Genomic DNA, 26,041 nt, shown 5'->3' with positions numbered 1-26,041 from the left:
TGGGGAGGAGGCTATTGATTAGAGTTTTTCGGCAACCCGAAGTTTCGCGCTCCTGGCGCGGTTATTTTTTGATATTTCCTCTTTTGAAGGAACAATCAATCCGTTTACTTTCTTAAAAGGCACTGAAATATTTCCGTAGAAATCCTTTTCCGGTTCGCCTTCAAAAAGCCCACTCCTTATATATCTTTTTACCAGGCGATCTTCCAGGGAGTGGTACGAAATTAAGCTCAGCCTCCCGCCCGGCTCCAGCATATCTTCTGTTTGCAGAAGAAATTCCTTTAAAGATTCTATTTCCTGGTTCACCTCTATCCGGATAGCCTGATAGATCTGCGCCAGGATTTTATTTTCCTTGCCTTTAAAAAGAGCAGGTTTCAATAATTCATTCAATTGCTCACTGCTCACAATTGGCCTTTGGGCCCGTTCTTCCACGATTATCCTGGCAAGCTTTGGCGCGTTTTTCAAATCGGCATACTCATAAAAAAGAGATTTAAGCTGCCCTTCCTCATAATCATTAATTACTTCATAAGCACTCACCTTGTTGTCCTGGTTCATCCTCATATCAAGCTTCGCATCAAACCGGGTGGAAAAACCCCGTTCCGCTTTATTGAACTGATGAGAGGAAACCCCAAAATCCCCTAAAATCCCATCAACTTTTTTTATTCCGTAGAAACGCAAAAAACGTTTCAGAAACCTGAAATTTTCGTTGATGAGGGTAAAACGACGATCCTCAATCTTATTATCCAAAGCATCCTTATCCTGATCGAAAGCGTAGAGTTTCCCCTCAGGACCCAGGTTTTTCAATATTTCCCGGGAATGCCCGCCACCTCCAAAAGTTACATCCACATAAATCCCGTCCGGCTTAATATTAAGCCCGCGAACGGTTTCCTCAAGCAATACCGGTTTATGATATTCCATCAAAATCATCATTTCCCATTACCTCTTCAGCCAGATCTGCAAAATCATCTGAAGCGGCTTCAATGGCGTTTTCATACTTTTCCTTATCCCAAATTTCTATGATGTTGATCGCGGAAGAGAGCACAATTTCTTTCTCAATCCCCGCGAATCCCACCAGGTCTTTTGGAATTAACAACCTCCCGTTGGCATCAACCTCAACAGTTTTTACGCCCGCGGTAAACCTTCGGATAAAATCATTATTCTTCTTCTTGAAGCGGTTGAGCTTATTGATTTTCTGCATCATTTCGTCCCACTGTTCCATAGGATACAATTCCAGACAGGGCTGGAAAACGGCACGCTTCAACACAAAACCTTTTTGAATCAGAGGAGCAAGTTGCTTTTTTAATGCGGAAGGAACCATTAAGCGGCCCTTCGCGTCTACCTTGCACTCGTATGTTCCAATAAGATTTACCACTCCTAAGTTTGTAGATTCAAATATATTGAAAAATATTCCACTTTTTACCACTTTATACCACATTGTTGATAAGTTTTACCACTGTATCCACCTGAAAGCCTTTAAAATAGCTGTAGTTACTTAGGATTCAGAAAGTTGGTTACGGTGGGAGATTTTTAACTCAAAAAGAGCGAAAACTGCCCTAAACATAGGAGGAAAGCTTTGCCCAAAAACTCTTTACCTTTAGTCAAAAATGATTATACTTGTATTGAAATCGCTATATTTGCGATTGCAAACTGCAAAGGGTATCAATGAAAAATCACTTAAAGCAAGAAGGAAAGTTCACATACTTGGAAGAAGGAGAAGGTACTCCAATAGTTATTCTACACGGGCTAATGGGAGGCCTTAGTAATTTTGACGGGGTGGTGGAATATTTTCCTGCAAACGGTTATAAAGTGTTAATTCCTGAATTGCCTTTATATTCCATGTCCCTTCTAAAAACCAGTGTGGCAACCTTTGCAAAATACCTGAAGGAATTTATTGAAATGAAAGGCTTTAAGGAGGTTATCCTTTTGGGAAATTCCCTTGGAGGGCATATTGCCCTTGTTGCAACAAAGCTATACCCTCACCTGGTAAAGGCGCTGGTAATAACAGGTAGTTCCGGCTTATATGAAAACGCGATGGGAGAAAGCTATCCCCGCCGCGGCGATTATGAGTTCATCAAGAAAAAAGCCCAGAACGTATTTTACGATCCGGGAGTGGCCACCAAAGAAATTGTGGATGAAGTTTATGAAACAGTGGGAGACCGTAACAAACTGGTAAAAACACTGGCTATTGCCAAAAGCGCCATCCGGCACAATATGGCAAAAGATCTTCCAAAGATGCTTACGCCCACCTGCATTATCTGGGGCAAGAATGATAATGTAACTCCCCCTGAAGTAGCCGAAGATTTTGACCGCCTGCTCCCGGACTCAGATCTTTACTGGATTGACAAATGCGGCCATGCCGCTATGATGGAACATCCTGAGCATTTCAACAAACTGCTTCACTCCTGGCTAAAAGAGAGAAATTTCTAACACCATTACCGGTTTTAAATAGTGAGCTATGGAAATTAAGAATGCTGAATTTGTAGTAAGCAACAGCAGTGTTGCGCAGTGTCCAAAAAGTCAACTTCCAGAATATGCCTTTATTGGAAGAAGTAATGTTGGAAAATCTTCCTTAATCAACATGCTTACCGGAAGAAAATCTTTGGCCAAAACTTCATCAACCCCTGGAAAGACCCAGCTTATCAACCACTTTCTCATCAATAATAACTGGCACCTGGTAGATTTGCCGGGCTATGGTTACGCGAAGGTTTCAAAATCTACAAAAAATACTTTTCAGAAATTTATTACGGCTTATTTTGAAAAAAGAGAGCAGATGCTTTGCGCATTTGTACTTATTGATTCCCGCCACAATCCTCAAAAAATAGACATGGAATTTATGCAATGGCTGGGAGAACATCAAATCCCCTTCTGCATTATTTTTACAAAAGCCGACAAATTGAAACCTAAAGAACTGCAGCGCAACCTGGAAATTTATGAAGGGGAAATGTTGCAGACCTGGGTGGAAATGCCGCAGTATTTTGTTACGTCAGCCAGCTCCGGATTAGGGAAAAATGAGGTCCTGGATTATATTGAAGAAACCAATAAAGCCCTCTCCAAAAAACTTTAACTGCTCCTTCTTTCAATTAGCCCAATAAGTTCTTTTTCTGAAGAAACTTGAGATAATTCTTCCCTGGAAATAAAAATTTCCAAACCACTAATCCCTTCTGCCAGCACTACAGGAAAATTAAATTTATGTCCGAATTTGGAAGCATACTGCCTTTTAAATTCATCTGCATGAAGAAATTCCATTTCCCTGCATGAAGCCTTCCTGAAGTTTTTCCAGGCCTTCTTCTCTCCAAAAGCCCCATGAGTGATTTTACACAGGCTGCACTTATAGCTCTCCGGATTAAAAATTTTATGCAGCGAATCCAGCACACCCTGCAAAGCACCGGATTTCGCGTTGTAAATAAAAAGGAGTTTTCCAGACAACAGGCCTATTCCTTTTTAAGGTTCATCTTTTCGGCAAAATAATCACAAAAATCCTGCATGGTAGCCGTCATTCTTTCATCCTGAGTGGCCCGGTTAAAAGTATGGCTCATGGCTACCAGGGTTTGGTGAAAAAACTTTTTCATCTCATCCACAGGCATATCTTTTGTCCAAAGGTCTATCCTAAGTGTTTCCTGTGCTTTACTATCCCATACCGATAACATTAAAGCTTTGGCCTGTTCATTATAAACATTTCCATCTTCCGCAGACCATGCGATCTCCTCCGGCACATGGTTTTCATCGGTTATAACTTCTATATTAATATTCGATTTTTTATACTCTGCCATCTTGTTTAATTATATTTTTTCCTAAAGTTATCAGGAACGTTTTTCTGGTTTATAATTCGCTTTATTAAAGATTTTATCAGCACTGGTATTGAGCATTTCCTGCACGCTCACCTCATTTTTATCCATGTATTGTTTTATAATCTGCCAGCCAATATATTGCCCCATCCTGTCCGGCGATTCACTGTCCAGCAGCAAATAGAATTTGGAAAAAGGCGCGGGATAAAGAAACCGGCTGTAAAGTTCAGAATCGGTATCAAAAATAACTTCATTTTCAACAAAATACCGCCAGGCCTGTGCCTCGTTGTTCCTGGCCCACTCCAACTCGTCTTCAGTATAACCAATTATCTCAGCATCAGCTTCCGCAGGCAACCATATCTTTTTAAGATAAAGCAGCTTTCCGTAATACAGCATGTGGGCAAGAAAGGTGCGGGAATCTGGCCGCGGCACCAAACTTTCGGCTATTGCATTTGCGGCATCCGGTATTATTTGTTCTTTCCTGAAATTCTTCTTCAGAAATTCCTGCAGGCTGATATAAAAAGGATGATTTTCGCCTAAATAGGTATCCAGCGAAATTAAGAGTTTATCGCCGGTGTAAATTACCTTGTTCTTATAATCCACTTCTGAAGTTACCGTGTAAACATCAGGCGCTTCAAAGGCAGGAAAGTAATATTTTATATGCTGAAAAAGGCTGTAAAGCTCATCTGTTTCTTCTGAAAATTCAGGAAAAACTGAAGCCACTTCCGTATCAATTTCATTCTGTATAGAATCTGAAAGTTTATTGATCCAGACACTATCGGGATAGCGGGTGGGAAAGAAAAAAGGATATTCGGCTTTAAGGGAATCGAGGGTTTTGAGTGTTGCCCTGGCAAATTTCTGATCAAATCTCACCAGCTGAAAATCGACTTCTATAGCGTCAATTTCCTTTTCTTTGTCAGATTTTTCCTCACATCCAAAAAAGGCAAAAGCCCATAAAATCAAGATAAATTTCCTCACTACTCCCCTTAATTATGAAGGCTTTAACGCCGGCCCCTTTTATAAATAATGTTTAAATAGTAGATTTGTGTACAAAGGTATCATTTACAAACTAAATCACCCAACATTATGCAGACGGAAAAGGTAGCCAACCATATTATACAATGGCTTAAAGATTATGCCACTAAAGCAAATATGAAAGGTTTTGTAGTAGGAATAAGTGGCGGAGTGGATTCTGCAGTAACCTCAACACTTTGTGCAAAAACAGGGTTACGCACACTTTGCGTGGAAATGCCAATTCACCAAAACCCTGATCATGTAAGCCGGGCGCAAAAACACATTGAAGCTCTTAAGCACAATTTTGCCAATGTTACCAGCGTAAATGCCGATCTCACTTCAGTCTTTGAAGAGTTTAAAAAGGTGTTGCCAGACAGCCAGAACAACGAACTGCTGGACCTTAGCCTTGCCAATTCCCGGGCCAGGTTAAGAATGACCACCCTTTATTACTTTGCCGGGCTGCACCGCTACCTGGTAGCCGGCACCGGAAACAAGGTAGAAGATTTTGGTGTTGGTTTTTACACCAAATACGGAGACGGCGGGGTAGATTTGAGCCCCATTGCAGACCTTATGAAAAGCGAGGTGTACAAATTGGGCGAGTACCTGCAGGTTTCGGATACCATCCTGAACGCGGCTCCAAGTGATGGCTTGTTTGGCGACAGCCGCAGTGATGAAGAACAGTTGGGGGCCAGTTACGACGAGTTGGAATGGGCCATGAAAATGCACGAGGAAGGAAAGCGCGAAAGTGACTTCTCTGGCAGGGAAGCAAAGGTGTACAGGCTTTATGAGATCCTTAATACAAAGAATAAACATAAGATGGATCCAATTCCCGTGTGTGAAATACCCCTTCATCTAAAGAAGTAAACATTTTATCGAAAATACATGATAGCTTCCTGATTTATAAGCTTTATCTATTATTTTTAGGATACCAACATGTATACAAAATCTCCCCCGGTTTGATACATGCAATTTCAGCCTAAAATTATGTATAAAGTATTAGTTGCAGACCATCATCCAGTGATCAGCCGTGGAATAGGTTGTATCTTAAAGAACAATCCGGCACTGGAAATTATTGGTAATATCACGAGCGGGGACGAGTTATTTAAATTTCTTCAGAACGGGGTTCCGGATGTGCTTATTATCGAACTCGATTTACCGCAAATAAACGGTATTAACGCCCTTCGGAAAATCAAACAGGAATATCCTGGAACCAGGATGCTAATCTTCAGCACACATCCCGAAGAAATGTATGCTTTAAGCACCATAAAAGCCGGTGCAGCAGGCTATATCTCCAAAACCACCGATCCTGAAACGCTGGAAAAAGCGATCTATCAGGTGGCGCGGGGAGGAATTTACCTCAACAAGAAAATTACAGAGCGGCTTAATTCCGGGATTTCACAAGGAAAAGGCCTTGTAGCTAAATTTAAGCGATTATCCACCCGTGAAACTGAGGTTTTAAACCTCCTGTCTTCTGGCAAACGCAACAAGGATATCGCGGAAGCCCTGGATATTAATGAAAAAACCGTTAGTACTTATAAGACGCGCTTGTTGAAAAAACTGAAAGTAGACAATGTAGCCGATCTTATTACACAATCCCGGCTGCTCCAGTTAAATATCACATAACGCGGTTGAGCTTATTGGAAAGTACTTTATTCAGGCTTAGGTAATCCATAACATCCTGCAGGGTAGCGGAATTATCATCCTGCGCAGTTTCTTTTATTTCCTGCTTAAGCTCTTCAATTTTTTGCGAAACCAGATAGCGGCGAAGATTTAGGATAGTCTCACTTACTAACCTGGAAATGCTTTCCTTCTTATCTTTTACAAAAATGTCATTGCGCTCCCAGTTATGTAGCTGGTACTGCTCCTCTTCCATAAGGATATTGGTAATTTCTGAAGCCTCTTCTGCCGGCACATCATTAATAAAACTTTCTATGGCAAATTCTCCCCCGCTGTTGAGCTTCTGAATTAAAAGATTATAAATTTCCCGAAAATGAGGGTTTGCAAAAGCAATTTCATCTTCCTGCAGATCCAGAAAAATCTTTTCAAAAACCTTTGCATTTTGCTTTTCAGGCTCCAGGCTCAATTCTCCGGTTTCGGTCTGTTTAAGCACAAGGTCTTCAAATTCTTCTTCCTGCTTTCCATACAAAAGCAAAAGACTGATGATCGTTTTCTCCAGTTCGTAAAGCTCATTTACCCTTAGCCCGGGTTTATCCTTAGCATCTTCCCGAACCACATCCATAGACCTTTGCGGACGCTTTTTTCCTGCTGCTTTTCCGGAATCTTTTGAGGTTAGCTGCGCAAGCGTTGTAAAAAGCACATCTTCTGAAATATCCATTAACCGCGAACATTCCTGCACGTAAATTTCCTGCTGGATATTATCAGGAATTTTAGCGATACTCCCCACCATGTCCCTTATTACCTCAGCTTTTTTCACAGGATCGTTTTTTGCTTCCTGCACTAGCAAAGAAGCTTTGTAGGTAATAAAGTCCTTGGAGTTTTCAGCTAAATAAAGCTTCAGCTCTTCTTCATCATATTTTCTTGCAAAACTATCGGGGTCTTCTCCTTCAGGAAATGTACAGACTTTCACGTTCATCCCCTGTTCCAGGATAAGGTCTATTCCGCGTAAAGAAGCACGTGTTCCCGCCGCATCCCCGTCAAAAAGAACAGTTATATTGCGGGTAAGCCGGTTGACCAGCCTGATCTGTTCCGAAGTTAAAGCCGTTCCGGAAGAAGAAACCACGTTTTCTATCCCCGTTTGGTTAAACTGAATCACATCGGTATAACCCTCCACTAAATAACAATTATCTTCTTTGGCAATGGCCTGCTTGGCATGGTAGATTCCGTAGAGAACTTTACTTTTATGGTAAATATCACTTTCTGGAGAGTTAAGATATTTTGCCGCTTTTTTATCATTGGTAAGAATACGGCCACCAAACCCAAGAACCCTGCCAGACATGGAATGGATTGGAAACATCACCCGGCCTTTAAACCGGTCAAATTGTTTTTCTCCTTTTACAATGCTAAGGCCGGTTTTCTCCAGGTATTCCAGTTTGTATCCGCTACCTAAGGCTTCTTTGGTAAACGCGTCCCACTCGTCCAGGCAATAACCCAGATCAAATTTTTCAATAGTTTCTGCTGTAAAGCCGCGCTCTTTAAAATAGCTTAAACCTATCGCTTTTCCCGCATCGGTTTTATAAAGGATTTTTTGAAAATACTTGCTGGCAAATTCAGAAACCAGGTACATGCTTTCCTTTTCATCGGCCTGCTGCTTCTGCTCATCGGTCTGCTCGGTTTCTTCAATTTCTATCCCGTATTTCTTGGCGAGATATTTTATAGCTTCAGGATAGGTAAAATGCTCGTGCTCCATAAGGAAAGCGATCACATTCCCTCCTTTTCCACTGGAAAAATCTTTCCAGATTTGCTTTACGGGCGAGACCATAAAACTGGGAGTGCGCTCATCAGTAAACGGACTCAGGCCCTTTAGGTTGCTACCGGATTTTTTAAGCTGAACAAAATCGCCGATCACCTCCTCCACCCGGGAAGTTTCAAACACATTATCTATGGTGGCCTTTGAGATCAAATTTTTTATAAATATAAAAATATCCAGACCTCACATGCTTTAAAAACCTGTGAGGTCTTAGATTGGCAAAATTACAAATTATAGTTGGCTAATCCAGATCGAAGCGAAGCCCTAGAGAAAAATTATTCAGTTCAGGATTAGGGTCGGAAAGAATAGGATTGATGTCATATTTTGCATACAGGGAAGTGCCGCCCCAGCCTATATATGTGCTTAAGCCGTATACAAAATCATTAGTATTGTAATCGTTTTTAAGTTTTTCCTTTCTATCATCCCCATCTACCTCATATTTCAACTTTTGGCGCTCTCCAATATTAAAGCCGGCATATCCCCCCAGCCCAATTTTGAACATATTGTTAGTAGTAAATTTTACTCCTTTAGAAGATTCATATCTTTTAGAAGGTCCAAATTCAAAATGCACAGGAATAACGAGATTGTCCATCCTAAATTTAGATTTGTCAAGATCCTGCTCAAATTCAGCCAGGTAGGTTTCATCTTCATCCTCTACAAAATAGCGGTTATCGGTAGGTTTCAGGCCATTAAACTGAAATGAAACTCCATATTTTACTCTCAGCCAGTTACTTTTATTGAAAACACGTGTTTTCCATGCCCAGCCAATTTCAAAGAACCTGCTCCCGCCAATTTTAAAATCGGAATCTTCAATAGATTGCCCGTCCAAAAGCGCGTTGTTAAGGCCGGCGGCTACTACAAGTTCAGATACAGTACGGGCATAATAATCGTCATCATGATCCCCGTTATTTTCACTATTCTCCTCATCGTCAGAACCCCATTTGAATGTCCAGGTTTTATGCTTATTCTCCTCAGCAAATCCTTCATCCTCTTCATTACGGGTAAGCAGGGAGATTTTGTTGTCGATAATCGCTATTTTATTCTCTATATTCAGGGCATGTTTTTTAGCAACCTCTTTTTTAAGTTCCTCTGCTTCATCCCAGGAAATCTCTCCTTTTTCGGCCTGGGAGTTAATTTTCTCAACTTCATTTTTTAAGGCAGCTTTTTCTTCAGCAACAATTTCCTCCTTCTGCTTTACAAGGTGTTCTATTTTTTTAGAATTGCTTCCAATATTTTGTTCATTCCCAGTTTGCGCGCCACAAACCGCTATATTAAACAGGCTAAATACTACGTAAAAGATAATTGTTCTCATGATGTTTGGTTTTAGATAAAGCACTTCTGTACTTCCATTGATTAATGAATAACCCTTTTCGGGATGTGATGATTTTTATTAATTATTTCTGGTTGCAACCGCTGTTCTCGCTTTTATCACGCCATCTTTTAGCATTTCAAAAACCTTTTGCCTGAAAGATTCGTCCAGTTCGCCTTCCACATCTTCAAGTAACGCACTGGCGTCTACCATTCCTGTGGAATATTCCTTACCGGATTCCCGGCTAATTTCCTTCGCAGCCTCAGCAAGAAGCGCGTTTACCTCAGCATCGGTAATTCCTCCTTCTTCTGTTTCTACGGAATTTACCGCTGCAATGACTTCTTCCAGCTTACTTCTGAAAACTGCTTCTTCAGGATTCTTTTGCGTTGCCACATGAGCAGGAACAGAATCTGTTATAATTTCCTGTTTTACACCTTGCGCTTCCACGATTTCGCTCTGCGTATTTTCCGGTGGCTTTTGAAAACCGGAAGTTCTTTCTGAAGTTTTCTTTACCTCAGGTTGCTCTTCAACTTCTTCCAAAGCAATTTCTATTTCAGCTTTGGATTTTTCTTTAACTGAAGGAGCAGAAAATTCTTCAACCGGCTGCTCTACTATTGGCGGAGTATTTATTTTATCTTCCGTAGTAAAAACAAAGCCTGCTATTACCAGCGCTGCCACAACTGCTGCCGCTATGCTTATCCACCATTTAGAATTCCCCCCGCCTTTGCTTTCAGCGGCATCTAACCTGGCTTCCAGCTTGTCCCAGCCAGATCCTGAAGGCTGAATTCGTCTTTTTTCGAGCTGCTCTTTTATGTGATCTTCAAATTTAATTGGTGCCATAACCTGTTTCGTTTTGTAATTTTAGCTGCTCCTGCAACATCTTTCTCGCTTTAAATAACTGTGATTTTGAAGTGCCTTCAGTAATATTCAGCATTTTAGCAATTTCACTGTGCTTATATCCTTCTACGGCATACATTACAAAAACCACTCTGTAACCTTCCGGCAGATGGTCAATCATCCGTTGGATATGGGCGACTTCCAGTTCTGAATTTATATTATTCCCGCTTTCAGAATAATTCATCATTTCCTCCTGCTCGAATTCCACTTTCTTATTTGCCCTTAAAAATGAAATAGCCTCCCGTATCATAATTTTCCTTATCCAGCCTTCAAAACTTCCTTCTCCCTTAAAAGAACATATATGGGTAAAAACTTTAAAAAACCCATTCAGCATTACTTCTTCCGCATGGTGGAGATCTTTAATATACTGCCGGCAAACACTCAGCATCTTGCCCGAATGAATCTCATACAAGCGTTGCTGTGCCTCGCGGTTGTTTTTGGCCGCCCGCTTTATTAATTGGGTTTCGTTTTTAAAAAGTTGAATTACTTTCACCTGTTTCAGTTATTAAAGGCCTTCTATTTACATAGACGGGGAAAAGTTACAAAAGGTTGCCTGACCCGTTTATTTTTTATGGAATTTTCTTGTTTCTTCGACTATAACCTTGTGCATATCGCCCATAAGTTGGTCGCAGATTGCCTGTTTTCACGGCGTTAAATCTTGTATCTTTGCAACAGAATCTTTTTTATGCCTGAACAAAATCTTACAAGAATAAACAAATTTTTAAGCGAAGCCGGTTTCTGTTCCCGTCGGGAAGCAGATAAATTAATCAACCAGGGCAGGATTACTTTAAATGGGAAAGTTCCTGAAATGGGAACAAAGATCGCCCCGGGAGACGAAGTAAGAGTTGATGGAAAACTGGTTTCGAAACAGGAATTGAAAGGGCCAAATGTTTATCTGGCTTTTAATAAGCCCGTGGGAATTGTTTGCACTACCGATACCCGCGTGGAAAAAGACAACATCATAGATTTCATCAATTATCCAAAGCGCATTTTTCCCATAGGACGACTGGATAAACCCAGTGAAGGGCTTATTTTTCTTACCAATGATGGCGATATTGTAAATAAAATCCTGCGCGCACGGAACAATCATGAGAAAGAATATATAGTAAGCGTAAATAAACCCATTACCCCAGATTTTATTAAAAGAATGGGCTCAGGAATTCCAATTCTTAATACCGTAACCCGTAAATGTGAAGTGGAACAGCTGGGAAAATATGAATTCAGAATTATACTTACCCAGGGACTGAACAGGCAAATCCGGCGGATGTGCGAATTTTTAGGCTATGAAGTTACTTCGCTTAAGCGTATAAGAATAATGAATGTACAGCTTGATGTTCCTGTGGGAAAATGGCGGGATTTAACAGCCGAAGAGCTAGAAACCATCAATAGTATGGTGGATGAATCTGTAAAAACGGAAGAAGCTTCTGCCCCGGCAGGAAGAGCAAAAAATAAAACTTCAAAAGACTTTCCGAAGAAAAATTTTAGAAAGAGAAGGCCCCAAAAAGGCAAATCTTAACAGATTATTAGCTGCTGATAAAGGCTGCATGTGAAGTTATCTCACTAATTTTAATAAAATTGAAATTATTCTTAATTTCAAGGAAAGACTAGTTTTAATTTTTAAAAACAACAGCCAACCATGAAAATACAACCTTTCCACCTTGCCATTCCTGTTTCGAACCTGGAGAAATGCCGGAAGTTTTACAAAGAAACCCTTGGATGCGGTGAAGGAAGAAGTAGCGAGCACTGGGTGGATTTTAATTTTTTCGGGCACCAGCTGGTCATACATTATAAACCTGCCGAAGAAACTGCAGCCACACATTCTAATCCCGTAGACGGGAAAGATGTGCCGGTACCGCATTTTGGAGTAGTGCTTCAATGGGATGTTTTCCAGGAATTTTCAAAATTACTCCAGGCCAAAGGAATTGAATTCGTGATCGAGCCATACATCAGGTTTAAAGGGCAGGCGGGAGAACAGGCCACGATGTTCTTTAAAGATCCCTGTGGAAATGCTTTGGAATTTAAAGCATTTAAAAATATGGACCAGCTTTTTGCCAAATAACAACAACTAACCAATCCCTATATGAACACCTTAAAACCGGCGCTGGTACGGCAAATATTCGTACTTCTGCTTATTCTCTTTTTAACGGTTTTAATATTTAGGGAAATCGTGCCTTATCTTTCCGGGGTACTGGGGGCAATCACGCTTTACGCGCTTCTTAGGAACTGGATGAGGACATTAATGAGAAAAGGCTGGAAACCACCTGTTGCTGCGGCATTACTTATGACGGGGTCTTTTGTAGGCATTCTTGTGCCAATTACGCTCATAATTTTGATGCTTTCCTCTAAAATAGGCAAAGCGGTAGCTAATTCAGAAAGAGTAATTAGCGCGGTAAAAGAGCAAACCAATCACCTGGAAGAATATGTTGGCTACAATGTAAGCAGCAGCATAGATACCTCCTCGGTCACCGGTTGGGTTTCTTCCAACCTCCAAAGCCTGGCTGGCGGCACCTTTGATGCTTTTATTGCAATTGGGATTATGTATTTTATGTTATATTACATGTTAATCAACCAGAATACCCTTAGAGATTCTCTTATAACTTATATTCCGTTAGGCAAGGAAAACCTAACTATTATAGGAGAGGAAAGCAACCAGTTGGTAAAATCCAATGCTTTGGGAATTCCGCTTGTGGCCCTGTGCCAGGGAATAATTGCCTTAATTGGCTTTTTGATAGTAGGAGTACCAGATCCTTTTTTCTGGTTTGTGATTACCGCCGTGGGATCCATGATTCCTTTTATTGGAACGGCCATTGGTATTCTCCCCGTGACTATACTCCTTGCTGCCCAGGGACAAAACTGGCAGGCTATAGCTATCCTTATTTATGGCTTTGTGGTGGTTGGGGCTACAGACAATATAATAAGGCTTTATGTTTTGGAAAGGTTGGCAAGTGTCCATCCTTTAATCACTCTTTTCGGCGTGGTGGTGGGAGTGCCGTTATTTGGATTTATAGGGTTGATATTCGGACCCATCCTGATTTCCCTCTTCCTCCTAATTCTGAAAATTTACCGGAAAGAGTATGGAAATTCTCACGATAGATTATAACTTGAATTAACTAAAACCATAGAATATGCTTAAAGAGAAAATGAAAGAAATAGACGAAGAATATGTAAAAAGCGGCGTAGCCCAGATAAAAGATGGCGATGTGGAAGTTGCCGCCAACAGCCAAAAGGAAGTTTCTGAAAAAATCCTTAATTCGGGGATGCTCAAAAAGTATTCTGAAATTGTAAAGCTTATGTTTGGGATGCTGCAGGATTACCGTAAAGGAGTTTACAGCAGCGTTCCATGGTTCACTATTGCTGCAACTGCATTTGCTGTACTTTATATCCTGAACCCTATGGACATTGTACCCGATTTTATTCCGGGGCTGGGCTATGTAGATGATTTTGCTGTAATGACCATAGGCCTTAGGTTTATAGAAACTGACCTGCACAAATATCTTGACTGGAAGCTGGCAGAATAAAAAAAGAAAAGGAGAATATTAAACTTTTTCCTTCTTCATTGCCCTGTGACGTTCCCTTGCCAGCAGCGTGTTTTTAAGCAACATAGAAACGGTCATAGGGCCAACCCCACCGGGGACAGGAGTGATATAGGAGGCTCTTTTACTTACGTTTTCAAAATCAACATCTCCTTTAATCACATAGCCCCTTTTGGCATTTTCATCTGGCACACGGGTAATACCCACATCAATGATAACGGCATCGTCCTTGATCATTTCCCCTTTCAAAAAATTAGGGATTCCCACGGCGATTATAATAATATCGGCCTGGGAGGTGATTTGGGTAATGTTCTTGGTAAATTCGTGAGTTAATGTAACGGTGGAATTCCCTGGAAAACCACTTCTTCCCATTAATATACTCATGGGCCTGCCCACAATATAGCTGCGCCCGATTACCACAGTATGTTTTCCTTTAGTAGGAATATCGTAACGTTCAAGCAGTTCTAAAATCCCGAAAGGAGTAGCGGGGATAAAAGAGGTCATATCAAACGCCATTTTCCCAAAGTTGGTGGGATGGAAGCCATCCACATCTTTATCTGGGTCTACGGCTAAAAGAACTTTCTGGGTATCAATCTGCTTCGGCAAAGGCAGCTGGACAATGAAACCATCAATATCATCATTCTGGTTTAATTCCTCAATTTTATCCAGCAACTCCAATTCGCTTATCGTGGAAGACATTCGGTAAAGTGAAGATTCAAACCCCACCTCTTTGCAGGATTTCACTTTACTATTCACATACGTCATACTGGCGCCGTCGTTCCCAACAATAATTGCCGCCAAATGCGGCACCTTTTCGCCCCGCTTTTTTATTTTTGAAACTTCTTCAGCAATTTCATTTTTAATATCGTTGCTGATTTTTTTACCGTCCAGTATTGTCATAATCAGTTAGCAGTATTCAGTCCCAGTCTGCAGTCATTCTTTACTTACTCCAAACTTAACTGGATTGTTTATCATATAGTTTAGTAGCCTTCCAACTTCTAAACTTTTTTGGTTTAGTTCTTCTTTGGTATTTTTATCAATATACTCACAAGCATAAGCAAACTCTAACCAGCTTTGTGTTTCAGCATTTTCAGCATCACTATCACTTAATTTGCTTATAAAATGATTTGGATACCGCCGCTTTCGATAAGCTTCCGCAACATTTGCACACACCGAACGCGAACTTCTTCTGATCTGGTCTGTTAAAGAATATTTTTCTTCTTTTGGAAATTCTTTTGTCAGATTAAAAATATCCATAGCAAGGCCAAAACTAATTTCATAGACTTTTAAAGATCTAAAATCCATTAACCCAAAATTTACTGCCTACTGCCCCTGCAAGCTGCTCACTACTTCATCCCCTTCATCATATTCATCATCTGTCGGCCACCACCGCCCTGCATCATTTTCATCATTTTTCCCATCTGGTTAAATTGCTTTAACAGCTGGTTTACTTCCTGTACAGAAGTACCGGAACCTTTACCTATTCTCTTTTTCCTGCTGGAATTTATAATTTTTGGATTGCTCCTTTCTTCCGGTGTCATGGAATAAATAATCGCTTCGATTCCTTTAAAGGCGTCGTCATCAATATCTACATCTTTCAGCATTTTTCCCGCTCCGGGAATCATTCCGAGGAGATCCTTCATAGATCCCATTTTCTTTATCTGGTGAAGCTGATTCAGAAAATCGTCAAATCCGAACTTATTTTTGGCAATTTTCTTCTGTAGTTTTCTCGCCTCTTCTTCATCATACTGCTCCTGGGCACGCTCCACAAGAGACACCACATCTCCCATCCCCAGAATCCTATCTGCCATACGGGAAGGATAGAAAACATCTATAGCTTCCATTTTTTCGCCGGTACCAATAAATTTTATGGGCTTGTTGACAACAGATTTAATAGAAATGGCCGCACCACCACGGGTATCACCATCCAGTTTGGTAAGGATTACCCCATCAAAATTAAGGCGCTCGTTAAACGCTTTGGCCGTGTTCACCGCATCCTGACCGGTCATGGAGTCTACCACGAACAAAGTTTCATGCGGCTCGATTGCCTGGTGAATATTAGCAATTTCGGTCATCATGGCTTCATCTATCGCCAGGCGACCGGCGGTATCGATTATCACCACATTATGGCCATTCTCCTTTGCATGGGCAATTGCCGCTTTGGAAATCGCCACGGGATCCTGGTTTCCTTCTTCAGAATAAACCTCAACTCCAACCTGCTCCCCAACAACATGCAGCTGATTGATCGCTGCCGGCCTGTAAACATCACAGGCTACCAAAAGTGGCTTTTTAGTCTTTTTATTTTTAAGGTAATTCGCCAGTTTACCGGAAAAAGTGGTTTTACCACTACCCTGCAGTCCAGACATGAGGATCACAGAAGGATTTCCACTAAGGTTTACCCCGGCAGCTTCGCCTCCCATCAGGTCTGTAAGCTCATCTTTTACAAGCTTCACCATCATCTGGCCGGGCTTTAAAGCGGTAAGGACATTCTGTCCCAATGCTTTTTCCTTAACCGTATTGGTAAATTCTTTGGCAATTTTATAGTTAACATCGGCATCTACCAAAGCGCGCCTTACCTCTTTAAGAGTTTCGGCAACGTTTATTTCGGTAATCTGTCCATGCCCTTTTAAGACATGAAAAGCATTATCTAACTTATCGCTTAAATTATCAAACATAATCTTGCTCCGTTTTTAAGAATTGCAAAGATAAGGATTGGTTGTTTAGTTACAAAGACGGTCAGAAAGAAAGATTTAGGCGCCCGCCAGTAGTTGAGAGTTCAAAGTCCGGAGTTCGAAGCCGACTTGCAATCGCTATTCACTTTTACTTTTCACTCAGTTTCTCCTTCTGCCAACTCCTCCTTGAGGTTTGGACGATCTATTTTTACGGCCACCTCTTTGCCGGGCCTTGTTCTCTGCCTTTCTTTCCAGCACTTCCTGAAGGTTTTCAGTAGGTTCAAACCCATCAAGAATTTCTTTTTCCAGGGATTCTCCTAATAATTTTTCTATACCTCGTACATGTTCGTTTTCATCCACGCTTACCAGAGAAATCGCCTGGCCACTGGCTCCTGCCCTGCCAGTACGGCCTATGCGGTGTACATAATCTTCCGGCACATTAGGAAGTTCATAATTAATAACATGCGGCAAAAGCGGAATATCCAGCCCACGAGCGGCAATATCTGTTGCGACTAAAACACGAAGTTTTCCTTTTTTAAAACCATCCAGGGCTTTTGTTCTTGCACCCTGACTTTTGTTGCCATGGATTGCTGCGGAAGTGATCCCGCTTTTTTCCAGTTTCTGGCTTAGCCGGTTAGCCCCGTGTTTTGTCCTGGTAAATACCAGCACCTGTTCCCAATTGCCCTCTGAAATCAGTTTGGTGATTAGAGCGGTTTTTTTGGATTTATTGGTTTTGTAAATTTTCTGGTCTACTTTCTCTGCAGTAGTATTTTCCGGAGTGGCTTCAACTAAAACAGGTTGTGTAAAAAAGGTATTGGCCAGCTTCTTTATATCCTTTGAAAAGGTTGCCGAAAAAAGTAAATTCTGCCTTTTCTCCGGCATTAGCGCGAGAATTTTTTTAATATCCCTCAAAAAGCCCATATCGAGCATCCTGTCGGCTTCATCTAAAATCAGAATTTCAATGTTTGCAAGGGAAAGCGCTTTTTGCTGGTGCAAATCCAGCAACCGGCCAGGCGTTGCCACTAAAACATCCACGCCTTTGCGTAAACTTTTTATCTGTGGCGCAGCACTTACTCCACCAAAAATCACATTGGAACGTATATCCAAATATGTACTATAACTTCTCACATCTTCCAGCACCTGTGCGGCAAGTTCGCGGGTGGGAGTTAACACCAAAGCGCGTACAGGCCTTTTTCTTAGAATTTCCCCTTCAGATAAAATCTGAAGCATAGGCAAAGTAAAACCTGCAGTTTTTCCTGTTCCTGTTTGTGCCGATGCCAGCACGTCCCTTCTTTCTAAAATAAATGGAATTGCCTTTTTTTGAATAGTTGAAGGCTTAGTGTGTCCTTTTTTGCTGATCGCTCTCAGCAGGGGTTCAGACAAACCCAAAGAATTAAATGACATAAAAATTGTTTAAAAAATGACAATTTCAAAAGCAATGCCATTTTTATATAAGTTGCAAAGGTACAGTTAATTCCTGAGGTAATCTATTTATGTATTTTTTCAGCAACAGAAGCGAATTCTACACCAATCTCCAGCTTTAATCTTTCCTCTTTTGCCCAATTCTGATTACTTCAAAAAATCACATCCGCTCCGGCACCTGGATTCCCAGTAAAGCGAAAGATGATTTTATTACATTGCCCACCGCCTGTGATAACTGTACCCTGAAAACCTTCTGCTCAAGCTCGTCTGCACCCAGAATGGTAATATTCTGATAGAAGGAATTAAATTCCTTTACAAGCTCGTAGGTATAATTGGCAATTAAGGCCGGACTATGATTTTCGGCAGCTAATTGCACGGTTTCAGGGTAAAGCTGAAGCTGTTTTATAAGCTCCTTTTCTTTTTCATGAAGATCATAGCCTGCCGGAATTTGCCTGCTGTAATCAAAATCGGCTTTCCGGAGGATAGACTGTATCCTCGCATAAGTATACTGTATAAACGGGCCGGTATTTCCCTGGAAATCTACAGATTCTTTGGGATCGAATAGAATTCGTTTTTTAGGATCTACCTTCAGGATGTAATATTTTAAAGCGCCAAGGCCTATAACGCGGTAAAGCTCTTCTTTTTCTTCTTCAGAATACCCGTCAAGCTTCCCTAATTCTTCAGAAATAGTACGGGCGGTTTCCTTCATTTCATCAATAAGATCATCGGCGTCTACTACGGTGCCCTCGCGGCTTTTCATTTTTCCGCTGGGCAGGTCTACCATTCCGTAACTAAGGTGATAAAGATAATCTGCCCAGTCAAAGCCCAATTTCTTCAGAATCAAAAACAGCACCTTAAAATGGTAATCCTGCTCGTTCCCAACGGTGTAAACCATGCCGTTAATATCAAAATCCTTCACCCGCTGAATGGCCGTACCAATATCCTGCGTCATATAAACAGCCGTACCGTCGCTTCTAAGCACAATTTTTTCATCAAGGCCTTCATCGGTAAGATCTATCCACACACTGCCGTCTTCCTTTTTGAAAAAAACGCCATTTTCCAGGCCTTGCGCCACCACATCCTTGCCTAAAAGATAAGTGTTGCTTTCATAATAATTTTTATCGAAATCGACCCCCAGGGCATCATAAGTCTTTTCAAACCCGTCATAAACCCATTGGTTCATTTTTTCCCAAAGGGCAACCACTTCAGGATCCCCTGCTTCCCATTTCAACAACATTTGCTTGGCTTCCACTAAAATGGGGGCTTCGGCTTTCGCGGCTTCTTGCGATAGGCCTTTCTCTTTCAGCTCAGCGATTTGCTTCTTATATTCCTGGTCAAATTTTACGTAAAAATTCCCTACCAGCTTGTCTCCCTTTATCCCGGCAGATTCAGGCGTCTCTCCGTTCCCGAAACGCTGCCAGGCCAGCATAGATTTGCAAATATGAATTCCGCGGTCATTAATAATCTGCGTTTTGTAAACCTTATTTCCCGCAGCTTTAAGTATTTCTGAAACCGAATATCCCAAAAGGTTGTTCCTAATGTGGCCTAAATGCAGTGGCTTGTTGGTATTGGGCGAAGAGTATTCCACCATAATGCCCTGAGCATCTGAAGAAGGCGGTATAATACCAAAATCTTCCCTGTCTTTCATATTTCCGAAGAAATCAAGATAATAAGAATTGCTAAGGACGATATTTAGAAAACCCTGCACTACATTAAAATGAGAAACCTCAGCGACATTTTCTTCAAGATACTTGCCGATTTCCTCCCCAAGCTTTACCGGACTTGTTTTCACCTGACGCAACATAGGAAAAGTCACCAGCGTTACATCGCCTTCAAAATCCTTCCGGGTAGGCTGAAATTCTATATTTTCAAGATCAACATCATGAATCTTTTTTACAGCTTCTTTTACATGAGTTGCAAGAATACTCTGAATTGCCATTTTATCCTGTGTTTATTCGGTTAAAGAGCTGCAAAGATAAGAGAAATTAGAAGTTTGCCTGCAGGCTTTAGGCTCAATTCTCTATCTTTAATTACTGCTGATGCGTTCGTACATGCGAATTAATTTTTTAAACTATGTTGATTTTGTAAAAAACTCTTATTCATACAATTATGATAAGTAATAAATTGTTATTCCCTTTCAAAAGTCAAAATCCAATTCAAATCCAAAAAAGCCAAAATGATCGGGAGGCTCTGTAATTACTAGCTTATGAAGGATTATTTAAATTTAAACGCATCACTACTAATCTTTAATCTTTTGTGAAAAGTGGAAAGTTCGGAGTTCAAAAGAACATTGCTCCTCTTCCCCTAAGGGATTATAACCAAATAAATTAATATTTATGCTGCAGAACATTTCGTACAACCGCCCTGCCATTAAAAGAAAAATAGACACCGAGGTTGGAAAGACTTTTACCCTTTTGGAACGCATGAGATTAAATGGCACGGGGTCGCCCAAACTTCATATTACCTCCGCCAGCATCGATATTCATAACCTGCTAATCCTGGACAAATACACGAATACCTGCAATGTGGAGATGCGGCCAAACGGGATTATTGTAATGTTTCGCAGCCTATTGGAAACCTATGCACTTATTATTCCTTACCATAAATTAACGCTTTATAAAGGCAAAGCTGAAGAATATTCCATTTACAGAGACCAGTATTTTATTAAAGTGAAAGCCGACAAACCGGCTATTCATAAATTCTTCAGAAAGATAATCGATTATAAAGCCGATAATGCGCCCACTCAAATTGATGATCTTTAGGCAATTATTTTTACTGAAAAAGAGGCGAAAATTTAAAATAACAAGTAAAAAAGCGAAGAGGGAAAGAGAAAGTGCTTTTCCACTTTCATTTGAAGCTACGGCTAACTAGTTAAATATATATCCCTGTATTTGTGGGGAAAGAGTAGAAAGTAACCTATGTTAATTATCTTCTGCGAAAAGCCAGGCCGGCAATAAGCGCCAAAACCCCAAAGCCAATCATCGCATAAGACTGCGTATTATCGCCGTGGGCTTCTACCTGCACCGGCCCCGCGTTAATGGCAAATTCAGGGGTAATAATGGCATAAAGCCCATAAGCAATAAGGCCGACCCCAATAATAAGCAGCACTATCTTCAGCACATTATTCATTTTATAAAATTTTACTAATCTGGGGTGAAAGTACTAATTTAATTCCTAATTTATTCATCTAAACTCTCCACATGCGTATACTGCTTACAGGTGCAAACGGTTATATTGGCATGCGCCTGCTCCCCGAACTTTTAGAGCAGGGCCATGAGGTGGTTTGCGCGGTGAGGAATAAAAACCGCTTTTCTTCTTCCAGGGAACTACGGGACCAGGTGGAGCTCGTGGAAATCGATTTCCTGAAAGATAAAAAAGCCCCGGCAAAAATCAAAAATATAGATGTTGCCTATTATCTTATTCACTCCATGACCGCCTCAACAAAAGATTTTGATGAACAGGAGATGAAGGCCGCGAAAAATTTCAATAAAATGATGGGCGGCACCTCGGTGAACCAGGTAATTTACCTAAGCGGGATTATTAATGAAGAAAAACTCTCCCGGCACCTTGCTTCCCGCAAAAAAGTTGAAGAAATTTTATATAAAGGCCATTTTCACACCACCGTGTTAAGGGCAGCGATTATTATTGGCTCCGGCAGTTCCTCGTTCGAGATTTTAAGGGATTTATGTGAAAAACTCCCTGTAATGATCACCCCGCAATGGGTAAGAACAAAATGCCAGCCCCTTGCCATAAGAGACGTTATTCAATTTCTCACCGGCGTTATTGGAAGGAAAGAATGTTTTAACCAGTCTTTTGATATTGGTGGGCCAGATATTTTAAGTTACCAGGAAATGATGGAGCAGTACGCGAAGGTGCGAGAGCTGAAATTGTGGATTTGGAGCGTGCCGGTAATGTCTCCAAAATTATCTTCTTACTGGCTTTATTTCATCACCTCCACGTCCTACAAACTTGCTCAAAACCTGGTGGACAGCATGAAGGTGGAAGTGGTGACCAAAGATACCCGGCTGCAGGAACTGCTGGGGATTGCCCCTTTACATTATACCGAGGCCATAAAATTTGCCTTTCACAGGATAGAGCAGAACCAGGTAGTTTCCAGCTGGAAGGACTCCCTTAGCAGCGGCCGCTTTAAAAAGGAACTCAACAAATACATACAGGTGCCGGAATATGGCTGCCTTACTGATAAACAAGCTGTAAAAATAGAAAATCCCGAAGAGGTGCTGGACCGTATTTGGGCCATTGGCGGATTAAATGGCTGGTACTACGGCAACTGGCTGTGGAAATTTCGCGGGTACATAGACAAGTTGTTTGGAGGCGTGGGCCTTAGAAGAGGAAGAACGCACCCCCAGCTCATTAACAGTGGCGATTCCCTCGATTTCTGGCGGGTTTTACTTGCCGACCGTGAAGAGAAAAGGCTGCTGCTTTTTGCTGAAATGAAAGTGCCGGGCGAAGCCTGGCTGGAATTTAAAATAGACGCAGAAAACATACTGCACCAAACAGCTACTTTCCGCCCAAAAGGCCTTTGGGGCCGGTTGTACTGGTACTCCATGTATCCCTTTCATTACTTTATCTTTGAAGGTATGCTGAATAAAATCGCCAAAGGAGAACCACAAAAAGCCCTGCCCGATTCTTGAAAAAATTTCGAAAAAACATAGCTGAAAATCCACTTTTTTACCTCTCAACGGCAATCCTGCTGGTATTCTCTCTTTTTATATTTCTTTACACGGAACTATTTTACATCCTCATTGAGAAAGGTTCTGTATGGGTACGCGAGCTATTTGGCGCGTTCTATTTATGGCTGGGGCTTCTTTGCGTCCTTTTTCTTTTATTCATCGCCTTTTCGAGGCTTGGAAAGATAAAACTGGGAAATTCCCCGCCAGAATTCGGCAGGTTGTCCTGGATTGCCATGCTCTACAGTGCGGGAATGGGAGCCGGGATTTTGTTGCGGGCCGTTCAGGAACCGGTGTTCATGTACCTAAACCCTCCCATTGCAACCGCAGCCCCTAAAGAAGTTATTGCCCTGGAATATACATTTTACCAGTGGGGCTTTACAGCATGGGCTTTCTACGGAATTTTTGCCATTGTTATTGGCTACTCCATATTTGTTAAAAAAGAAGATGTACGCTTAAGTTCCGGCATTGGGAATTTCAGAAAAATACGTTTTCTACCCCAGGCAACAGACCTCCTTACCATCCTTACCACCGTTTTTGGCCTTGTGGCGGCAATAGGCCTGGGAACCACACAAATTGAAGGAGGCATAAGCCATTTAACCAGTAGCGCGCCCGGCAACCTGGCGCCGGTTATGGGAATGGTACTTTTAATCTGCCTGCTAGCATTTATTTCTGCTTACGCAGGGGTGCAAAAGGGCATTAAAGTTATCTCAAACTGGAATATTTACATAACCGTCCTCCTGATGTTCTTTGTTTTTTTCCTGGGCGATTTTTCCGAAATAATGGCAAATTTCCTTAGCTCATTTTATCGTTATATCATCGATTTTGTCCCGCTGAGTATTGCCTGGGGAGATTATGATCCCGGAAAACAATTTTTAACCGACTGGACCTACTATTACTGGGCCTTCTGGCTGGCCTGGGCTCCATTTACAGGTATCTTTATCGCGCGTATTTCCAAAGGAAGGAGTTTAAGGGAGATGATTTTAGGCGTTTTGCTGATTCCTTCTTTAGGAAGCTTTTTCTGGTTCAGCGTTTTTGGAACTTCGGCTTTTGATGTTATAGCCCAAATGCCAAATTACAACGGCGAATTTGGGAATGTTTTCACTTCTATGTTCGTGTTTTTTGCGAACCTGCCATTTTCTGAAATCACCAATGTAATCGTGATCCTGTTACTCATCAGCTTTCTGGTAACTTCTGTAGATTCTGCCATCTTCGTGCTAAGCATGTTTAGCGACAAAGGCAAAGAAGAGCCCAATAAGAAATTTCGCCTTATCTGGGCCGCTCTCATCTTAATCTTTTCAGAAGCAATTATCGTCCTGGGGAATATAAAACCAGAGAGTGACGTGCTCTCGGCAATGCAAAAATTCCTAATCATCAGCTCCCTTCCTTTTGCCATTTTTACGGGAGCAATGCTGGTTATTTTCCTGGTTAACTTATTCAGAAAAACTTAGGCTTTCGGAAGAAAAACCTCTGCCATCATACACCGGGCGCTTCCCCCGCCACAAGTCTCAATCATATGAAGGTCACTGCTTAATATTTCACAATGCTTCTCTATTTTTGAAATCTGGTCTTTATTTAAACCGGCATGAGCCCTCGCGCTCATTACAAGATATTTTTTTTCTGAGCCCTGTACCTGCAGCATGTTTCCTGCGAACTCGTGCATTTGCGCCTCAGAAATGGCAATTATTTCCTTGCCGTCCTGCTTTAAGTGCTTTATTACATTCTTTCGCTCTTTCGCATTGTCTATGCTATCCAGGCAAATGACCGCGAATTCCTCGGCCATACACATCATTACGTTGGTATGATAGATTGGCTTCCTTTTCCCATCAACGCTCTGGTTGGCGGTAAAAATAACGGGTGTAAATTCAAAATCTTCGCAAAATTCAATTAGCAGGTCTTCATCGGCACGGGGGGAGATTGCACAGTAAGCCTTCTGGTTTACCCTGTCCAGAATCATGCTGCCGGTACCTTCAAGAAAAACATCATCCTCTTCCGCAGCAGTATAATCTACGATATTGTTAATTTTAAAGCCTGCGTCTTCCAGCTGTGCGAAATACTCCAGCCTGCGTTCCTTTCTACGGTTAGGGGCAAACATGGGATAAAGGGCGATATTTCCGTCTTCATGAAACGAAACCCAGTTGTTGGGAAATATGGAATCTGGCGTGTCATCTTCCACAATATCATCCACCACAACAGTTTGGACCCCAACACTGTTCAGCTTTTTCACAAATTCATCAAACTCCTCCTGGGCCTTCTTATTTACATCAGAATTTTGAATATCTTCCTGAAAATAGTTGTTTACAGCGGTTTGCTCATTCATCCTGAAGGCCACAGGCCTAACCATTAACAACGTGTTTGTTATCTGCTTCATAAATCTTTTTATTCGCGTATTAAAGGTAATGTTGAACAACGCAACAATCCTTCCTGTTTTGCAATTTCGGCATATGGCACTTCTTCAACTGCAATATTATTGTCTCTCAGCCAGTTATTAAGCCTCTTAAAGTTTCTTTCTGAAATAACCACGTCTTCAGAAATGGAAAAAACGTTGGAGAACATATTGTACATCTCATCGCGCGTGATTTCAAACATGTTTTCCTTTCCGAAGAGTTTAACCAGCCACTCATATTCCTTCTCATCCAGAAATCCGCCTTTGTAAATAATGGCCTTATCTTTTCCCACCGGCTGGAAACAGCAGTCCAGGTGCAGGGCATTGTCCCGTGGCTCTACATTAGATTTTTTCAGGTTAAAGGGCACTACTTTTTTCTGCGGAAAAAGATCTTTTAAAGCCTGAACGGCCTCTTTGTTTGTTCTTGCCGTGATAAAACTCTTATAATCTTCTTTGGTGTAGGTCCCTACCAGGATATAATCGCCAAAAGGCATTACATCCCCACCTTCTATATGGGCATTTTCAGGAAGCTCAATTACATTTTCTGAAGGAATCTGGTTAATCACATGGCTTATGGCCTCAATCTCCTGCTCCCTGTCTGGCAGGATATTGGCCATTATGAACTTATCTTCTATAACAAAGGCAATATCCCGGGTAAAAATCTGGTTGTAATTTTTAATGAGTTTTGGCCTGTAAACTTCTACATCGTGTTTCTTCAGCACATCGGCAACAGATTCGACTTCGCGTATCATATCCTCTTCTTTAGGATATGTGCCCATTTTTATATGTTCAATCGACTTTGGGTCGTAAGCTTCGGAAATATTAGGAATCCCGCCAACACTTTCAGCGGTTCCAAGCACAACGGCTTTAAGGCGTGAAGTTTCATTATTTATATGCAATTTCATCCCGGT

The 26,041-nt window shown here is 41.4% G+C and carries 28 protein-coding genes; 11 read left to right on the top strand and 17 right to left on the bottom strand.

The annotated features are described in order from the left end of the window. Positions 1–18 precede the first annotated feature (18 nt). Complete coding sequence (rsmH, locus tag RM553_RS06030; protein ID WP_311534054.1) at positions 19–915, bottom strand: 16S rRNA (cytosine(1402)-N(4))-methyltransferase RsmH; 897 nt, start codon at positions 913–915, stop codon at positions 19–21. Beyond that, complete coding sequence (gene mraZ / locus RM553_RS06025) at positions 902–1,369, bottom strand: division/cell wall cluster transcriptional repressor MraZ (protein WP_311534181.1); 468 nt, start codon at positions 1,367–1,369, stop codon at positions 902–904. Before mraZ ends, rsmH begins: the two co-directional genes overlap by 14 nt. A gap of 290 nt (positions 1,370–1,659) precedes the next feature. Between mraZ and RM553_RS06020 the strand changes: the two genes are divergently transcribed. Together RM553_RS06020 and yihA are read left to right on the top strand one after the other, a co-directional pair. Next, on the top strand, positions 1,660–2,424 hold the full coding sequence (locus RM553_RS06020; RefSeq protein ID WP_311534053.1) for an alpha/beta fold hydrolase: 765 nt from the start codon (positions 1,660–1,662) through the stop codon (positions 2,422–2,424). 28 nt (positions 2,425–2,452) lie between these two features. Further along, positions 2,453–3,061 carry a ribosome biogenesis GTP-binding protein YihA/YsxC gene (yihA, locus tag RM553_RS06015; protein ID WP_311534052.1) on the top strand — a complete coding sequence of 203 codons (609 nt, stop codon included), beginning with the start codon at positions 2,453–2,455 and terminating at the stop codon, positions 3,059–3,061. Here the strand turns inward: yihA and RM553_RS06010 are convergent. The 3 genes from RM553_RS06010 to gldB are packed head-to-tail and all read right to left on the bottom strand — an operon-like array spanning position 3,058 to position 4,760. Then, positions 3,058–3,423, bottom strand: a complete 366-nt coding sequence (locus RM553_RS06010; protein WP_311534051.1) for a GTPase — start codon at positions 3,421–3,423, stop codon at positions 3,058–3,060. The genes yihA and RM553_RS06010 overlap by 4 nt on opposite strands. Positions 3,424–3,428: 5 nt before the next feature. Further along, complete coding sequence (gldC, locus tag RM553_RS06005; RefSeq protein WP_311534050.1) at positions 3,429–3,767, bottom strand: gliding motility protein GldC; 339 nt, start codon at positions 3,765–3,767, stop codon at positions 3,429–3,431. Between the two features lie 30 nt (positions 3,768–3,797). Next, positions 3,798–4,760, bottom strand: a complete 963-nt coding sequence (gene gldB / locus RM553_RS06000; protein ID WP_311534049.1) for a gliding motility lipoprotein GldB — start codon at positions 4,758–4,760, stop codon at positions 3,798–3,800. Between the two features lie 108 nt (positions 4,761–4,868). Between gldB and nadE the strand changes: the two genes are divergently transcribed. Then, positions 4,869–5,660, top strand: a complete 792-nt coding sequence (gene nadE, locus RM553_RS05995; RefSeq protein ID WP_311534048.1) for an NAD(+) synthase — start codon at positions 4,869–4,871, stop codon at positions 5,658–5,660. 120 nt (positions 5,661–5,780) lie between these two features. Next, positions 5,781–6,419, top strand: a complete 639-nt coding sequence (locus RM553_RS05990; protein WP_311534047.1) for a response regulator — start codon at positions 5,781–5,783, stop codon at positions 6,417–6,419. Here RM553_RS05990 and dnaG read toward each other — a convergent pair. The 4 genes from dnaG to RM553_RS05970 form a co-directional block, all read right to left on the bottom strand. Beyond that, positions 6,412–8,376 (bottom strand): DNA primase, encoded by a 1,965-nt coding sequence (gene dnaG / locus RM553_RS05985; RefSeq protein ID WP_311534046.1) that lies wholly within the window; start codon positions 8,374–8,376, stop codon positions 6,412–6,414. The two genes, RM553_RS05990 and dnaG, sit on opposite strands and share 8 nt — an antisense overlap. Before the next feature lie 88 nt (positions 8,377–8,464). Next, positions 8,465–9,535 (bottom strand): hypothetical protein, encoded by a 1,071-nt coding sequence (locus RM553_RS05980; RefSeq protein ID WP_311534045.1) that lies wholly within the window; start codon positions 9,533–9,535, stop codon positions 8,465–8,467. A 78-nt stretch (positions 9,536–9,613) separates the two neighbouring features. After that, entirely contained in the window at positions 9,614–10,372 is a 759-nt protein-coding gene (locus RM553_RS05975) for a hypothetical protein (protein ID WP_311534044.1), read from the bottom strand. After that, entirely contained in the window at positions 10,359–10,922 is a 564-nt protein-coding gene (locus tag RM553_RS05970) for an RNA polymerase sigma factor (RefSeq protein WP_311534043.1), read from the bottom strand. The genes RM553_RS05975 and RM553_RS05970 overlap by 14 nt, the downstream gene beginning before the upstream one ends. Before the next feature lie 192 nt (positions 10,923–11,114). Here RM553_RS05970 and rluF point away from each other — a divergent pair, with 192 nt between their 5' ends. The 4 genes from rluF (at position 11,115) to RM553_RS05950 (ending at position 13,947) form a co-directional block, all read left to right on the top strand. After that, the gene (gene rluF, locus RM553_RS05965; RefSeq protein ID WP_311534042.1) at positions 11,115–11,945 is read left to right on the top strand and encodes a 23S rRNA pseudouridine(2604) synthase RluF; all 831 of its coding nucleotides are present in this window, start codon (positions 11,115–11,117) and stop codon (positions 11,943–11,945) included. A 120-nt stretch (positions 11,946–12,065) separates the two neighbouring features. Continuing rightward, complete coding sequence (locus tag RM553_RS05960) at positions 12,066–12,488, top strand: VOC family protein (protein ID WP_311534041.1); 423 nt, start codon at positions 12,066–12,068, stop codon at positions 12,486–12,488. A 21-nt stretch (positions 12,489–12,509) separates the two neighbouring features. Then, a complete protein-coding gene (locus tag RM553_RS05955; protein ID WP_311534040.1) occupies positions 12,510–13,529 on the top strand; it encodes an AI-2E family transporter in 1,020 nt (339 codons plus the stop codon). Positions 13,530–13,554: 25 nt separating this feature from the next. After that, on the top strand, positions 13,555–13,947 hold the full coding sequence (locus RM553_RS05950) for a YkvA family protein (protein WP_311534039.1): 393 nt from the start codon (positions 13,555–13,557) through the stop codon (positions 13,945–13,947). Between the two features lie 18 nt (positions 13,948–13,965). On the opposite strand, the gene RM553_RS05945 is transcribed toward RM553_RS05950, so the two are convergent. The 5 genes from RM553_RS05945 to argS all read right to left on the bottom strand — a co-directional run bounded on the left by RM553_RS05945 (position 13,966) and on the right by argS (position 19,995). Further along, on the bottom strand, positions 13,966–14,862 hold the full coding sequence (locus RM553_RS05945) for a bifunctional 5,10-methylenetetrahydrofolate dehydrogenase/5,10-methenyltetrahydrofolate cyclohydrolase (protein WP_311534038.1): 897 nt from the start codon (positions 14,860–14,862) through the stop codon (positions 13,966–13,968). A gap of 33 nt (positions 14,863–14,895) precedes the next feature. Continuing rightward, positions 14,896–15,267, bottom strand: coding sequence for a four helix bundle protein (locus RM553_RS05940; RefSeq protein ID WP_311534037.1), 372 nt, complete (start codon positions 15,265–15,267; stop codon positions 14,896–14,898). Positions 15,268–15,308: 41 nt separating this feature from the next. After that, entirely contained in the window at positions 15,309–16,637 is a 1,329-nt protein-coding gene (gene ffh, locus RM553_RS05935; RefSeq protein WP_311534036.1) for a signal recognition particle protein, read from the bottom strand. A gap of 156 nt (positions 16,638–16,793) precedes the next feature. Then, positions 16,794–18,038 carry a DEAD/DEAH box helicase gene (locus tag RM553_RS05930; protein WP_311534035.1) on the bottom strand — a complete coding sequence of 415 codons (1,245 nt, stop codon included), beginning with the start codon at positions 18,036–18,038 and terminating at the stop codon, positions 16,794–16,796. Positions 18,039–18,216: 178 nt separating this feature from the next. Continuing rightward, entirely contained in the window at positions 18,217–19,995 is a 1,779-nt protein-coding gene (gene argS / locus RM553_RS05925; RefSeq protein WP_311534034.1) for an arginine--tRNA ligase, read from the bottom strand. 397 nt (positions 19,996–20,392) lie between these two features. Here argS and RM553_RS05920 point away from each other — a divergent pair, with 397 nt between their 5' ends. Further along, positions 20,393–20,818, top strand: coding sequence for a hypothetical protein (locus RM553_RS05920; protein WP_311534033.1), 426 nt, complete (start codon positions 20,393–20,395; stop codon positions 20,816–20,818). Positions 20,819–20,981: 163 nt separating this feature from the next. Here the strand turns inward: RM553_RS05920 and RM553_RS05915 are convergent, their stop codons facing one another. Beyond that, on the bottom strand, positions 20,982–21,185 hold the full coding sequence (locus RM553_RS05915; protein WP_311534032.1) for an LPXTG cell wall anchor domain-containing protein: 204 nt from the start codon (positions 21,183–21,185) through the stop codon (positions 20,982–20,984). A gap of 71 nt (positions 21,186–21,256) precedes the next feature. On the opposite strand from RM553_RS05915, the gene RM553_RS05910 reads away from it, so the two are divergent. Next, positions 21,257–22,708 carry an SDR family oxidoreductase gene (locus RM553_RS05910; protein WP_311534031.1) on the top strand — a complete coding sequence of 484 codons (1,452 nt, stop codon included), beginning with the start codon at positions 21,257–21,259 and terminating at the stop codon, positions 22,706–22,708. Beyond that, positions 22,705–24,195 carry a BCCT family transporter gene (locus RM553_RS05905; RefSeq protein ID WP_311534030.1) on the top strand — a complete coding sequence of 497 codons (1,491 nt, stop codon included), beginning with the start codon at positions 22,705–22,707 and terminating at the stop codon, positions 24,193–24,195. The genes RM553_RS05910 and RM553_RS05905 overlap by 4 nt, the downstream gene beginning before the upstream one ends. Here the strand turns inward: RM553_RS05905 and ctlX are convergent. Next, on the bottom strand, positions 24,192–25,115 hold the full coding sequence (gene ctlX / locus RM553_RS05900; RefSeq protein WP_311534029.1) for a citrulline utilization hydrolase CtlX: 924 nt from the start codon (positions 25,113–25,115) through the stop codon (positions 24,192–24,194). The genes RM553_RS05905 and ctlX overlap by 4 nt on opposite strands. Before the next feature lie 8 nt (positions 25,116–25,123). After that, entirely contained in the window at positions 25,124–26,035 is a 912-nt protein-coding gene (locus RM553_RS05895; protein WP_311534028.1) for a dimethylarginine dimethylaminohydrolase family protein, read from the bottom strand. Between the last annotated feature and the right edge of the window lie 6 nt (positions 26,036–26,041).

It is taken from the genome of Autumnicola tepida (genome assembly GCF_031846485.1).
Lineage (GTDB): Bacteria > Bacteroidota > Bacteroidia > Flavobacteriales > Flavobacteriaceae > Autumnicola > Autumnicola tepida.
Note: the sequence above shows the minus strand (reverse complement) of the source record. Positions and strands in the feature narration are given on the sequence as shown.

Coding starts and splice junctions, on each gene's coding strand:
- RM553_RS05930 (WP_311534035.1), bottom strand. CDS start 18,038: ATGTCATTTAATTCTTTGGGTTTGTCTGAACCCCTGCTGAGAGCGATC.
- RM553_RS05960 (WP_311534041.1), top strand. CDS start 12,066: ATGAAAATACAACCTTTCCACCTTGCCATTCCTGTTTCGAACCTGGAG.
- ctlX (WP_311534029.1), bottom strand. CDS start 25,115: ATGAAGCAGATAACAAACACGTTGTTAATGGTTAGGCCTGTGGCCTTC.
- RM553_RS06020 (WP_311534053.1), top strand. CDS start 1,660: ATGAAAAATCACTTAAAGCAAGAAGGAAAGTTCACATACTTGGAAGAA.
- RM553_RS05910 (WP_311534031.1), top strand. CDS start 21,257: ATGCGTATACTGCTTACAGGTGCAAACGGTTATATTGGCATGCGCCTG.
- yihA (WP_311534052.1), top strand. CDS start 2,453: ATGGAAATTAAGAATGCTGAATTTGTAGTAAGCAACAGCAGTGTTGCG.
- RM553_RS05975 (WP_311534044.1), bottom strand. CDS start 10,372: ATGGCACCAATTAAATTTGAAGATCACATAAAAGAGCAGCTCGAAAAA.
- RM553_RS05945 (WP_311534038.1), bottom strand. CDS start 14,862: ATGACAATACTGGACGGTAAAAAAATCAGCAACGATATTAAAAATGAA.
- RM553_RS05895 (WP_311534028.1), bottom strand. CDS start 26,035: ATGAAATTGCATATAAATAATGAAACTTCACGCCTTAAAGCCGTTGTG.
- gldC (WP_311534050.1), bottom strand. CDS start 3,767: ATGGCAGAGTATAAAAAATCGAATATTAATATAGAAGTTATAACCGAT.
- RM553_RS05955 (WP_311534040.1), top strand. CDS start 12,510: ATGAACACCTTAAAACCGGCGCTGGTACGGCAAATATTCGTACTTCTG.
- rluF (WP_311534042.1), top strand. CDS start 11,115: ATGCCTGAACAAAATCTTACAAGAATAAACAAATTTTTAAGCGAAGCC.
- rsmH (WP_311534054.1), bottom strand. CDS start 915: ATGGAATATCATAAACCGGTATTGCTTGAGGAAACCGTTCGCGGGCTT.
- argS (WP_311534034.1), bottom strand. CDS start 19,995: ATGGCAATTCAGAGTATTCTTGCAACTCATGTAAAAGAAGCTGTAAAA.
- RM553_RS05915 (WP_311534032.1), bottom strand. CDS start 21,185: ATGAATAATGTGCTGAAGATAGTGCTGCTTATTATTGGGGTCGGCCTT.
- RM553_RS05920 (WP_311534033.1), top strand. CDS start 20,393: ATGCTGCAGAACATTTCGTACAACCGCCCTGCCATTAAAAGAAAAATA.
- RM553_RS05950 (WP_311534039.1), top strand. CDS start 13,555: ATGCTTAAAGAGAAAATGAAAGAAATAGACGAAGAATATGTAAAAAGC.
- ffh (WP_311534036.1), bottom strand. CDS start 16,637: ATGTTTGATAATTTAAGCGATAAGTTAGATAATGCTTTTCATGTCTTA.
- RM553_RS05990 (WP_311534047.1), top strand. CDS start 5,781: ATGTATAAAGTATTAGTTGCAGACCATCATCCAGTGATCAGCCGTGGA.
- RM553_RS05940 (WP_311534037.1), bottom strand. CDS start 15,267: ATGGATTTTAGATCTTTAAAAGTCTATGAAATTAGTTTTGGCCTTGCT.
- nadE (WP_311534048.1), top strand. CDS start 4,869: ATGCAGACGGAAAAGGTAGCCAACCATATTATACAATGGCTTAAAGAT.
- RM553_RS05980 (WP_311534045.1), bottom strand. CDS start 9,535: ATGAGAACAATTATCTTTTACGTAGTATTTAGCCTGTTTAATATAGCG.